Annotated in this window: 14 protein-coding genes; 7 read left to right on the top strand and 7 right to left on the bottom strand. The window is 69.5% G+C overall.

All coding sequences use genetic code 11. From position 1 onward, the window contains the following. Positions 1–76: 76 nt before the first annotated feature. Together ACWDU1_RS21145 and ACWDU1_RS21140 are read right to left on the bottom strand one after the other, a co-directional pair. Positions 77–1,213 carry an ArsA family ATPase gene (locus ACWDU1_RS21145; RefSeq protein ID WP_450000797.1) on the bottom strand — a complete coding sequence of 379 codons (1,137 nt, stop codon included), beginning with the start codon at positions 1,211–1,213 and terminating at the stop codon, positions 77–79. Then, the gene (locus ACWDU1_RS21140) at positions 1,210–2,229 is read right to left on the bottom strand and encodes an ArsA-related P-loop ATPase (RefSeq protein ID WP_450000800.1); all 1,020 of its coding nucleotides are present in this window, start codon (positions 2,227–2,229) and stop codon (positions 1,210–1,212) included. Before ACWDU1_RS21140 ends, ACWDU1_RS21145 begins: the two co-directional genes overlap by 4 nt. A gap of 169 nt (positions 2,230–2,398) precedes the next feature. Between ACWDU1_RS21140 and ACWDU1_RS21135 the strand changes: the two genes are divergently transcribed. From ACWDU1_RS21135 to ACWDU1_RS21125, 3 genes are all read left to right on the top strand, one after another. Next, entirely contained in the window at positions 2,399–2,563 is a 165-nt protein-coding gene (locus ACWDU1_RS21135) for a DUF4177 domain-containing protein (RefSeq protein WP_085995322.1), read from the top strand. A gap of 5 nt (positions 2,564–2,568) precedes the next feature. Then, positions 2,569–3,054 carry a RidA family protein gene (locus tag ACWDU1_RS21130; protein ID WP_450000796.1) on the top strand — a complete coding sequence of 162 codons (486 nt, stop codon included), beginning with the start codon at positions 2,569–2,571 and terminating at the stop codon, positions 3,052–3,054. 127 nt (positions 3,055–3,181) lie between these two features. After that, positions 3,182–3,982, top strand: a complete 801-nt coding sequence (locus tag ACWDU1_RS21125; protein WP_450000795.1) for an MBL fold metallo-hydrolase — start codon at positions 3,182–3,184, stop codon at positions 3,980–3,982. 108 nt (positions 3,983–4,090) lie between these two features. On the opposite strand, the gene ACWDU1_RS21120 is transcribed toward ACWDU1_RS21125, so the two are convergent. Both ACWDU1_RS21120 and ACWDU1_RS21115 read right to left on the bottom strand, forming a co-directional pair. Next, positions 4,091–4,765: a Crp/Fnr family transcriptional regulator gene (locus ACWDU1_RS21120; RefSeq protein WP_450000793.1), complete on the bottom strand. Its 675-nt coding sequence runs from the start codon at positions 4,763–4,765 to the stop codon at positions 4,091–4,093. 182 nt (positions 4,766–4,947) lie between these two features. Beyond that, complete coding sequence (locus ACWDU1_RS21115) at positions 4,948–5,202, bottom strand: hypothetical protein (protein ID WP_450000792.1); 255 nt, start codon at positions 5,200–5,202, stop codon at positions 4,948–4,950. Between the two features lie 217 nt (positions 5,203–5,419). Between ACWDU1_RS21115 and nth the strand changes: the two genes are divergently transcribed. The 4 genes from nth (at position 5,420) to ACWDU1_RS21095 (ending at position 8,742) form a co-directional block, all read left to right on the top strand. Further along, a complete protein-coding gene (gene nth / locus ACWDU1_RS21110; protein ID WP_450000798.1) occupies positions 5,420–6,127 on the top strand; it encodes an endonuclease III in 708 nt (235 codons plus the stop codon). Further along, positions 6,124–6,783 carry a TlpA family protein disulfide reductase gene (locus ACWDU1_RS21105; protein ID WP_450000791.1) on the top strand — a complete coding sequence of 220 codons (660 nt, stop codon included), beginning with the start codon at positions 6,124–6,126 and terminating at the stop codon, positions 6,781–6,783. The genes nth and ACWDU1_RS21105 overlap by 4 nt, the downstream gene beginning before the upstream one ends. Positions 6,784–6,847: 64 nt before the next feature. Beyond that, positions 6,848–7,552 carry an NUDIX hydrolase gene (locus tag ACWDU1_RS21100; protein ID WP_450000789.1) on the top strand — a complete coding sequence of 235 codons (705 nt, stop codon included), beginning with the start codon at positions 6,848–6,850 and terminating at the stop codon, positions 7,550–7,552. Continuing rightward, positions 7,549–8,742, top strand: a complete 1,194-nt coding sequence (locus tag ACWDU1_RS21095) for a MarP family serine protease (RefSeq protein WP_450000788.1) — start codon at positions 7,549–7,551, stop codon at positions 8,740–8,742. The genes ACWDU1_RS21100 and ACWDU1_RS21095 overlap by 4 nt, the downstream gene beginning before the upstream one ends. Before the next feature lie 30 nt (positions 8,743–8,772). On the opposite strand, the gene ACWDU1_RS21090 is transcribed toward ACWDU1_RS21095, so the two are convergent. From ACWDU1_RS21090 to nhaA, 3 genes are read right to left on the bottom strand one after another with little or no spacing between them, the layout of a single operon-like run. Continuing rightward, positions 8,773–9,738 (bottom strand): alpha/beta fold hydrolase, encoded by a 966-nt coding sequence (locus ACWDU1_RS21090; RefSeq protein WP_450000786.1) that lies wholly within the window; start codon positions 9,736–9,738, stop codon positions 8,773–8,775. Positions 9,739–9,786: 48 nt separating this feature from the next. Next, positions 9,787–10,281 (bottom strand): phage holin family protein, encoded by a 495-nt coding sequence (locus ACWDU1_RS21085; protein ID WP_450000784.1) that lies wholly within the window; start codon positions 10,279–10,281, stop codon positions 9,787–9,789. A 36-nt stretch (positions 10,282–10,317) separates the two neighbouring features. After that, entirely contained in the window at positions 10,318–11,532 is a 1,215-nt protein-coding gene (gene nhaA, locus ACWDU1_RS21080) for a Na+/H+ antiporter NhaA (RefSeq protein ID WP_450000783.1), read from the bottom strand. Positions 11,533–11,612 lie beyond the last annotated feature (80 nt).

The raw sequence follows: 11,612 nt of genomic DNA, 5'->3' as shown, positions 1-11,612 counted from the left end.
GGCCACTCGCACATCGAGTGGCCGGCGGCCTGCTACCCGGGGCCGGGCACCTGCGCCGCGGCGGAGGCCGGGGCGGTCAGCCCGCGGTGGCCGGCTCGCCGGCCGCCAACTGCGACCCGACCGCGCGCAGCGCCGCCAGATCGGTGACATCGAAGGGCAGCGCGGTCACCGGGACGATCTTCACTCGCGGATGAGCGCCGGTGAACCGGTGCAGCAGATGCTGTTCCCGCCGGGCCGTCGCCACCCGCTGGCCGTGTACCCGCAGGACCCCGGCCGCCAGCGGTTCGGCCTCGGCGAGCCGATCGGCGGCGCTGAGAGCGTGATCGGCCGGGAGCGAGCAGAGCACGGGATGGGTGCGGTTGAGGACCAATCCGGCCAGCGGCATCTTCTCGGTGGAGAGCCGGTCCACGAAGAACGACGCCTCGCGCAGCGCGTCTGGTTCCGGCGCCGCGACCACCAGGAAATGCGTGCCCGGTTCGGCCAGCATCTCGAAGGTCCGGTTTGCCCGTTGCTGGAATCCGCCGAACAGCGATTCCAGCGACTGCAGGAAATTCGAGGCGTCCTTGAGCATCTGGCCACCGACGATCGTCGAGACCCCGCGCACCGCCAGGCTCATCGCGCCGGTGACGAACCGCCCGACCCCGCGTCCGGGCGCCATGATGACCCGGATCATGCGGCCGTCGAGGAAGTTGCCGAGCCGTTTGGGGGCGTCCAGGAAGTCGAGGGCGTTGCGGGACGGCGGGGTGTCCACCACGATGAGATCCCATTCCCGGCGCCCGGCGAGCTGGCCCAGCTTCTCCATGGCCATGTACTCCTGGGTGCCGCCGAACGAGGAGGCCACCGCCTGATAGAAGGGGTTGGCGAAGATCTGCTCGGCCTTGTCCGGCGCGGTGTGCTCGAGCACCATCTCGTCGAAGGTGCGCCGCATGTTCAGCATCATCGCGTGCAGTTCGCCCTTGGCCTCCGGGCCCAGTTCGACTCGCTGCGGGCTGTTGTCCAGATCGGCTACGCCCAGCGACTGGGCCAGGCGGCGCGCGGGATCGATGGTGAGCACCACGACCTTGCGACCCTGTTCGGCCGCCCGCAGCGCGATCGCGGCCGCGGTGGTGGTCTTGCCGACGCCGCCGGACCCGCAGCACACCACCACCCGGGCCGCCGGATCGTCGATGATGGTGGAGATATCCAGCGCCGCCGGACCCGGTCGCGTACTCATCGGACTCCCTGCTCGTTCAGATGGGCGGCCAGTTCGTAGAGGCCGCCCAGGTCCATACCGTCGGCCAGCGCGGGCAGCAGCAACCGCGCGACCTCCACGTTCAGCAGTTCCGACGCGCTCTGGTCCTGGGTGTTCAGGGTGGCCGAATGTTCCACGGTCTCGGTGATCAGGCCGGTGAAATCGGCGGCGGACAGCGCGATTCCGGCGGTCTCGAGAGTCTCGCGCAGTGCCTCGGTATCGAGTTCGCCGCCGGTGGCGGCGGCGCGCGCCTCGGTGGTCATCGGACTGTGCGCGGCCCGGTTGACGATCACGCTGCCGATGCGCAGATCGCCCGCGCGCAATTCGGCGATGGCGTCCAGCGTTTCCTGCACCGGCAGTGCTTCGAGCAGGGTGACCAGGTGGATCACGGTCTGGTCGGAGTGCAGCAGCCGGGAGACGCCCTCGGACTGCGCCGCGATCGGCCCGCCCTTGGCGAGTTCGGCCATGGCCTTGGTGACATCCAGGAAGCTCGCGATCCGCCCGGTGGGCGGCGCGTCCACGACCACCTCGTCGTAGACCGGTTTGCCGTCCTTACCGGCCCGGACCACGCATTCCTTGATCTTGCCGGTCAGGATGACGTCCCGTAGGCCCGGCGCGATGGTGGTGACGAAATCGATCGCTCCCATCCGGCGCATGGCCCGGCCCGCGAAGCCGAGGTTGTAGAACATATCCAGGTATTCGAGGAACGCGTGCTCGATATCGAGGGCCAGCGCCATCACCTCGCCGCCGCCGTCGGCGGTGGCGATCTTGGTCTCGGTGGGCGGCAGCGGCGGCAGGTCGAACAACTGCGCGATGGACTGCCGGTTCTCCACCTCGACCAGCAGGACCCGTCGGCCACCCGCGGCCAGGGCCAGAGCCAGCGCGGCCGCAACCGTCGACTTACCGGTGCCGCCCTTACCGGACACGTAATGCAGGCGGGCGTTCGTCGCACGATCGGGCCATCCGGTTTTCAGGGCCGGCCCGGCCGATTCCGACATCGTCGTTGGTTCTGCCACGGTCGCGAGCCTATAGCGCGCGCTGAGCGCACGCCCGCATACTCCGATTCGCAGCGATGTGGTGTACCAGACACCGGCCGGGGTCCGGGGCCGCGCCACCCGCCGGTGCCTGCGCCGGGGAGTGCTCGGACACCCAGTACGCTCGGTGCGCATGAGCGATGTGACCCAGTGGGAGTACGCGACCGTGCCACTGCTTACCCATGCGACCAAACAGATCCTGGACCAGTGGGGCGCCGACGGCTGGGAGCTGGTGACGGTGCTCCCCGGCCCGACCGGCGAACAGCACGTCGCGTACCTCAAGCGGCCGAAGCAGTAGGCGTCGTGGCGGAATCGGACAAGACCCCGTCCGGCATCGACTGGCGGGCCAACCTCGACCGGCTGGGGCTGACCGTGCCCGAGGTGGTGGCCCCCGTGGCCGCCTACGTGCCTGCCGTGCGCAGCGGATCGTTCGTGTACACCTCCGGGCAACTGCCCTTCGTCGCCGGTGAGCTGACGGCGGCCGGCAAGGTCGGGGCCGAGGTCTCCCTCGAGGACGCGGCCGTCGCCGCCCGCTGGTGCGCGCTGAACGCGCTGGCCGCGGTGCACGATCTGGTCGGCCTGGACGCGGTGGTGCGGATTGTGAAGGTCGTCGGGTTCGTGGCCTCCGCGCCCGGATTCACCGATCAGCCGTTGGTGATCAACGGGGCATCGGAATTGCTCGGCGAGGTATTCGGCCCCGCCGGGGCACACGCCCGTTCGGCGGTGGGGGTATTCGAACTTCCCCGCAACACCCCGGTCGAGGTCGAACTGATCGCCGAGGTCGCCTAGACCCGGCCGGCCGGTGCGGCGGCCGAGCGCCGTCCCGGATCCGGGCGGCGGCGCCCGGCCGGATCGGGCCGGGCGCGCCGTGGGCCGTAGATTCGACTGTGCTGCTTTCGAACTGGAGGTGTCACGAATGACACTCACCCATCCCGCCTACGGACAGTTGCGCGAGGTGACCGCCTCGGCATCGGTGCTGCTGGCGGACAATCCGGGCCCGATGACGCTGGACGGGACGAACACCTGGATCCTGCGGGCACCCGGCCGCCGGGACTGCGTGGTCGTCGACCCGGGCCCGGACGACCCCGTACATATCGCGCGGATCGCCGAGGTCACCGGTGGTGCGGTCGCACTGGCCCTGATCACCCACCGGCACCCCGACCACACCGGCGGTATCGACGAGCTGGTCCGGCTGACCGGGGCCCCGGTGCGCGCCATGGATACGGAGTTCCTGCGCGGAGATGTCGGGCCACTGGCCGACGGTGAATCGATCGAGGCCGCCGGGCTGCGGATCACGGTCGTGCACACGCCCGGGCATACCGCGGATTCGGTGAGCTTCCTGCTGGCCGACGCGGTCCTCAGCGGAGACACCATCCTCGGCCGGGGCACCACCGTGCTGGACCGGGACGGCACCCTGCGTGACTACCTGGACTCGATGGACCGGTTGCTGGAGGTGGGCGCCGGACGGGCGCTGCTGCCCGCGCACGGGCCCGATCACCCCGATCTGGAACCGGTCGCCCGGTACTACATCGCGCATCGGCGGGAACGCTTGGCACAGGTCCGGTCGGCGCTGGACGAACTCGGCGCCGACGCGGACGCCATGGCGGTCGTGCGCAAGGTCTACGCGGACGTGGACGAGAGCCTGTGGCCGGCCGCGCGAAGTTCGGTGGAATCCCAGCTGGCCTATCTGCGGTCGGAGCGGGACGCGCAGAACTGAACCGAGGCGGGATTCCCCGGGCGGCCTATCGCACCGGGGAACTCGTCACCGGATCCGATCGGCGATACGGCCGGATCCGGTCACGGCTACCCGGTGCGGGCAGCGATGTCAGCGGGCGCGCCGGGCCAGCCGCTCGGAATCGGAGATCAGCACGCTCTTGCCCTCGAGGCGCAGCCAGCCACGATGCGCGAAATCGGCGAGCGCCTTGTTGACGGTCTCCCGGGAGGCGCCGACGAGCTGGGCGATCTCCTCCTGGGTGAGGTCGTGGGTGACCCGCAGCGCACCGGCCTCCTGGGTGCCGAAACGCTGCGCGAGCTGCAGCAGAGCCTTGGCGACACGGCCGGGAACGTCGGTGAAGATCAGGTCCGCGAGGTTGTTGTTGGTGCGGCGCAGCCGGCGGGCGAGCACCCGCAGCAGCTGTTCGGCGATCTCCGGACGCTGATCGATCCAGGCCTTGAGCGCGTCGCGGTCCATGGTGACCGCGCGGACCTCGGTCACCGTGGTGGCGGTGGAGGTACGCGGGCCGGGGTCGAAGATGGAGAGCTCGCCGAACATATCCGACGGACCCATGATGGTCAGCAGGTTCTCCCGGCCGTCGGGGGAACGCCGGCCGAGCTTCACCTTGCCCGACGTGATGATGTACAGCCGGTCGCCCGGTTCGCCCTCGTTGAAGATGACGTGGCCGCGCGGGAAATCCACGGGATTCAGCTGTTTGGTCAGCGCAGCCACCGCGGTGGGCTCAACGCCTTGGAAGATGCCTGCTCTGGCGAGGGCCTCGTCCACGAATGTGCTCCTTAGGAAAATGGCTGTAGTCGTCGGCGGACCGAAGCGGTTCGGCCGACAGTGCAGTCTACGCGGCCGTTCGGCGCGCAGTGACAGACACCACGTAAGGAAGGTTAACCGGGGTCGGGCCGCGGCGGGGTATCGGCCGCCCCGATGGGCGTGTACGGGCCCTCGCGCGGCGGTCAGCTCGCACGAGCGATATCGAGGTTCTCCCCGGCCTCCTCATTGCGGTTACGGCGGCGGCGCATACGCGCGACCGCCGCCGGTAGTCCGAGCCTGGTGAGCTCGTTGACCTCGGCGTTGCTGGCTTTGTCCAGGTAGGCCTGGACTTCCTCGTCGGGCTCGAGAAGTTTGCGAAGCCGGTTCTCCACTCGTTCCATACCGAGGGCGAACAGCATCAACACCACTGGGAAGAGCACCACAGCGAGTCCTTGCATGCCGGGTAGTAAACACGGTCGAGGTCTCAGATGGAATACGGGAGTAGAACTGACAAGGCAACGTTGTCGGACGGTTCCGTATGGTGGACGGGTGCGAATCTCCCCCTCCGATACCGCCGGAAGCGGTGTTTCCGGCGCTGCCGAGGCGGCCGCCGCGGACCCCGGAAAGGCCGGGGGCAAGAAGCGGAAAACCGGTTCCCGACCGGCGGAAACCCGTGTGGGTCTGGTGCGCCGGGCCCGCCGTATGAACCGGATGCTGGCACGTGCTTTTCCGGACGCGCACTGCGAGCTGGATTTCACCACTCCGCTCGAGCTCGCGGTGGCCACGATCCTGTCCGCCCAGTGCACCGACGTGAGAGTGAACATGACCACTCCCGCGTTGTTCGCCGCCTATCCGGACGCCCTTGCCTACGCCGAGGCCAACCGCACGGAGCTGGAGGAACTCATCCGTCCCACCGGTTTCTACCGGAACAAGACCAATTCCCTGATCGGCCTCGGGCAGGCGCTGCTCGAACAGTACGACGGTGAATTACCTCACACGATGGCCGAATTGGTCCGGTTACCGGGCATCGGCCGCAAAACCGCCAATGTGATTCTGGGAAATGCTTTCGGTGTTCCGGGTATCACTGTCGACACTCATTTCGGCCGGTTGGTGCGGCGCTGGGAATGGACGGCGGAAGAAGATCCGGTGAAGGTCGAACACGCCGTGGGGGCGCTGATCGAGCGCAAGGAATGGACGATGCTGTCGCATCGGGTGATCTTTCACGGGCGCCGGGTCTGCCATTCCCGGAAACCGGCGTGCGGGGTCTGTCTGCTGGCCAAGGATTGCCCGTCATTCGGCGCCGGGCCGACCGATCCGGAAACGGCGGCGGCACTGGTGAAAGGCCCCGAGGCGGCGCATCTACTCGAACTGGTGGGCCGTTGAGCCGAATACCGGTTTTCTGGAAATGGGCATTGACGGCTGTGGTCGTGGCGCTGGCCGCGGCGGTCGCGCTGTGGCCGCGCGGCGGCTCGGAGACCGCCGGTCCCGACAGCTCACCGCAACCCGCGCGCCGGATCGACCCCGCGCTCCGGCAGCAGTCGGGGGTGGCGGACTGTCCCGCCGGCAGCGGCGCCGTGCCCGGATCCGGGCCGCTGGCGGATCTGGTGCTGAGTTGCCTGGCCGACGGCGACCCCGCCGGCCCCGGGCAGTTCACCGGCCGGCCGCTGGTACTCAACCTGTGGGCCTACTGGTGTGAGCCCTGCCGCGCCGAACTGCCGCTGTTCCAGGAATACGCCGATCGCGCCGGTGACGCGGTCGGTGTGGTGACGGTGCACAGCGACCCGGACGAGGCCAAGGCGCTCTCGCTGCTGGCCGCGCTGAACGCGGATCTGAATGCCCGGGGGCGCCCGCCAGTGCGGCTGCCCGGCCTGCAGGACCCCGACGCCCGCGTCCGGACGGCGGCGAACGCACCCACCGCCCTGCCCATCACCGTGCTGGTCCGCGCCGACGGGTCGATCGCCGACTACGTGGCGCGCCCGTTCCGCGATGCCGGCGAGATCGCGGACACCGTGGCCGATGCGCTGGGAGTCCCCGCGTGATGCGATATCCCCGCCGCTGCTCCGGCCGCCGCGGACCGCTGGCAATCGCTTCGAGGGAGAACCGGTGAACGAGGACCATGTGCCGCCCTGGCTCGACGGGGTGGCCGGGCCCGCGCAGCCCGATTTCACCGACACGCTCGGCCGGGCGCGCGCACTCCGCCGCACGATGGCCGGGAAGGTCCGCCAGGCCGCCGTGCTGGTGTTGTTCTCCGGTGACCCCGACGGCGATCCGGACGGCCCCGGCGGGCTACCCGCCGACGCGGAGGTGTTGCTCACCCAGCGGGCCTCCACCATGCGCCAGCATCGCGGCCAGGTCGCCTTCCCCGGCGGCGCGGTCGATCCGGGCGACGAGGGTCCGGTGGATACCGCGTTGCGTGAGGCCTGGGAGGAGACCGGGCTCGATCGGGCCGGCGTGCAACCGCTGACCACGCTGCCGAAACTGTTCGTACCGCCGTCCCGGTTCGATGTGACACCGGTCGTGGCGTATTGGCGTGCGCCCAGCGAGGTCCGGGTGATGGACCGGGCCGAAACCGATCGGGTGGTGCGGATTCCCATGGCGGAACTGCTGGATCCCGCCAACCGCTTCCTGGTGCGCAGTAGTCTCGGCTACCGCAGTCCGGCGTTCCAGGTGGACGGAATGTTGGTCTGGGGACTGACCGGCGGCATACTGGCCGGACTCGTGACTTCACTGGGCTGGGAATCGGAATGGGACCGAACCGACGTGCGTGATCTGGAACAGGCCTTGGCCGCAGTGGGGATGGTGTTGTGAGCTCCTCGGCGTGGCTCGATATCGCGGTAGTCATATTGGCCCTGCTGGCCGCCTCCTCCGGATGGCGGCAGGGGGCCGTGGCGTCCGCGCTGGCTTTCCTCGGGGTGGTGCTCGGCGCGGTCGCCGGAATCCTGATCGCGCCGCATATCCTCGTGCATATCGACGAGGGCCGCAGCCGCGTGCTGGCGGGTGTGCTGCTCATCGTGGCGCTGGTGATCGTCGGCGAGGTGGCCGGCATGGTGCTGGGCCGGGCCGCCCGCAGCGGTATGCGCCATCCCATCGCGCGTGGCGCCGACAGCGCCGTGGGCGCGGTCCTGCAGACCGGCGCGGTACTGGTGACGGCCTGGCTGCTCGCATTGCCGCTGGCGACCTCCTCACAGCCCGCGATCGCCGCCGCGATCAACGGATCGCGGGTACTCGCCGACGTCAACCGGGTCGCGCCGGACTGGTTGCGCCAGTTGCCGAACGAATTCTCCAAACTGCTGAACACCTCGGGCCTGCCGGACGTGATCGGCCCGTTCGGCCGCGCCCCGATCGCCGCGGTGGAACCGCCCGACCCCAGCGTGCTGACCAGTCCGGTGGCCGCATCGCTGCAGCAGAGCGTGCTGCGCATCCGGGGCGTCGCACCGAGTTGCCAGCGGGCGCTGGAGGGCTCGGGTTTCGTGATCTCGCCGGAACGGGTGATGACCAACGCGCATGTGGTCGCCGGAACGACCAGTGTGACCGTGGATTCGGCGGCCGGGCCGCTGGAAGCGTCGGTGGTGGAATTCGATCCGTCCATGGATATCGCGGTCCTCGCGGTGCCGGGGCTGACCGCGCCCGTTATCCCGCAGGCGCCGGAACCGGCGGATTCGGGCGAGAGCGCGATCGTGCTCGGCTATCCGGGCGGTGGCCGGTACACGGCGAGCGCGGCGCGGGTCCGGGAGACACTGGACCTCAGCGGGCCCACGATCTACCGGGACGGCACGGTGGAGCGGGAGGTGTACACCGTGCGCGGTCAGGTGCGGGCCGGTAATTCCGGCGGGCCGCTGGTGGATACCGAGGGCCGGGTGCTGGGCGTGGTGTTCGGCGCCGCCGTCACCGACGACGACACCGGTTACGTCCTGACTCTCGACGAGGTGCGCCAGCGGATCACCGCCGCGCCCTCGTCCAACGACGCCGTGGCCACCGGCCCCTGCGTGCTCAGCTGACCGGGGGACCGGGGCCGGTGTCCCCGGTGTTCAGGCTCCGGTGCGCCGGGGCCGGTGGTGGGCAGCCAGGAGTTTGGCGATTTCGGCGGTGACGGCGTCCGGGTTCTCCTGATGCGCGAAATGCGCGGCGTCGCGGATGGTGACCACCCGGCGCCGCGGTGCCAATTGCGGACCGCGATGCACGGTGGCGGGCAGGATGTAGCGGTCGGATTCGCCGCGCATCGACACCACCGGTATATCGATCGGCCGCCGCATCACGGCCATGAACCGCCGGCCGTCCGGCCGCCACTGGCTCCGGAACGCCCAGCGCTGATATTCCAGGGCGCAATGCGCCACGCCGGGGATCTGGATGGCCGAACGCATCCGGCGCGCGGTCTCGGTGAAGTCCGCGGTCCCCGCCCAGGACTCCGCGCCGCGCCGTTCCAGGACCTCTGCGGCACCGCGCCCGTCCTGGCGGGTGAGCCGGTGCTCGGGCAGCCGGGGCAACTGGGCCCGCAGAAATCCCGGCAGCCAGGTCCGGCGCTGGGCGTTGTCGCGCAGTACCGAACTCTTCAGCGCCGCCGGATGCGGCGAGGACACCAGCGCGATCGACCGCACCAGGCGCGGATGCAGAATCGCGGTCGCCCAGCAGACCAGGCCGCCGTCGGCATGCCCGACCAGGGTGGCTTCGCTGTAGCCGAGTGCGCGGATCAGGCCGGCGATATCGCCGGCCAGCGTCCAGCCGTCGTAACCCCGGGGCGGTTTATCGCTGTCGCCGTAGCCGCGCAGATCCACCGCGACCGCGTGATATCCGAGTTCGGCGAGCGCGGTGAGCTGATGGCGCCACGACCACCAGAAGTCGGCGAAACCGTGCAGCAGCACGACCAGCGGCGCCTCGGGGTCCGCGGGCGCGACACCCGCCACGTGCAGGCGGATACCGTTGGCGTGCACATCACGGTGTGCCCAGGAACCGTCGTAGCGGACGCTGGACGGGTCCGGTGCATTGTTCGACGCCACGCCGTCCGAGCGTAGTGAATCCCGCGGCGCGCCCGGTCGCTGCCCCGCTTACCGCGGCGACTTGTCCAGCGCGACCGCCTCGTCGTGGCTGCCGAACCCGGACGGGAGCACCGTGCGGGTCTGCTTGAGCGAATCGATGGTCTTCTCCGGGGCCCGCAGGCGTTTCACCTTGCGCCAGCCCAGCAGCGCCAGCAGCACGGTCACCAGGATCATGAACGCGAACACGATCCAGAACGCGGCCCACCGGGTGAGCCAGATGTCCAGGGTCTCGGCGACGGCGAAGAAGAAGAAGAAACTGCTGAACAGCAGGACCGTGAGTGCGGTGATGAAGAAGACGCTGCCCTGCAGGCCCTTCTTGATCTCCCCGGTGACCTCGGCTTTCGCCAGGGCCACCTCGGCGCGAACCAGAGTGGAGACCTGTTCGGAGGCGTCGCGGACCAGGCTGCCGAAGCTGGCCGATGCGTGCGGGTCGATCTCGGACAGCGGTATCGAGGTGACCGCGCCTCGTGCACCGTCTCCGTTACCGCCCTGTGTGACACTCACGTCGTCGACCCTCTCCCTGTCCGAACCTGCTCGGTCCTACTGTTCTGGTTCTAGCGCATCCGCGTCCCGCCGTGCTCGGTGGACACGCCCACGCCGCAACAGTAGCGCCGAACCCGCCAGCGATGCGCCCATGGAGGTCACCAGGACCGCGGCCTTGGCCAGTTCCGCGGAGGCCGGGTAGTCCTCGAGCGCCAGTTCTGCCACCAGCAGGCTAACGGTGAACCCGATCGCGCCGAGTACCGACAGGGCGAACATATCCCGATACCCCAGATACGCGGGACGTTTAGCGATCCCGAGGCGGATGGCGGCCCAGCTGACACCGAAGATGCCGATGATCTTCCCGAACAGCAGGCCGAGGATGATCGCCAGCGAGAGACGCTCGGTGAACAGGTCGCCGAGCACGTGCGTATTGAACGGGACCCCGGAGGCGAACAGCGCGAACAGCGGAACACACAGACCGGCCGAGATCGGCTGGACCCGGTGCTCCCAGCGGGTGGCCGGCGCCTCGTGTTCGCCTTCGTCGGGCCGGACCCGGGTGAGCAGCCCGCAGGCGACGCCGGCCAGGGTGGGGTGGATATGCGCTTCGTGCAGGGCGTACCAGCACACCAGCCCGATCGCGATATAGATCAGCGGCGAGGTCCAGCGCCGCTTCTGGGCCAACCACCAGGCCGCGCAGCAGGCGAGGGCGGCGAGCAACCAGGCGAAGGCCAGGCCTGTCGTGAAGAGCACCGCGATGAGCACGATCGCCATCAGATCGTCGACCACGGCGAGACTGAGCAGGAACACCCGGGCGCTGGCCGGGATCCGGGAACCGGTCATGGCCAGGACGGCGAGCGCGAAGGCGATATCGGTGGCCACCGGAATGGCCCAGCCCCGGTCCATCCCGTCCACACCGAACCCCACGCAGTAGGCGATGATCGCCGGGGTCACCACGCCACCGACCGCGGCGATGATCGGCAGCGCGGCGCGTTTCGGGTCGGCGAGTTCGCCGACCACGAGTTCGCGTTTCAGTTCGAGGCCGGCGACGAAGAAGAAGATGGCGAGCAGGCCGTCCTTCGCCCAGTCGGCGACGGTCAGGTCCAGGTGCAGCGGGGGGATCGGCAGATGGGTGTCCGCCAATGCCGTGTAAGTATCGCCCCACGGCGAGTTCACCCACAGCAACGCCACGGCGGCCGCGATCAGCAGCAGTGAGCCGCCGACCGTTTCGGTGCGAAGATATCTGGCGAGTTCCGACTGGGGGCGGCTGAGCACGGGATACCTTCCGGTCGACGGGCAAATACCGCGCCCGCCCGGGTAGCGGCATCTACCGAGGGCGCACGCCTATTTCGCCG

The organism is Nocardia sp. NPDC003345 (genome assembly GCF_053589395.1).
The sequence above is the reverse complement of the archived record's forward strand: the minus strand, read 5'-3'. Positions and strand labels throughout refer to the sequence as shown.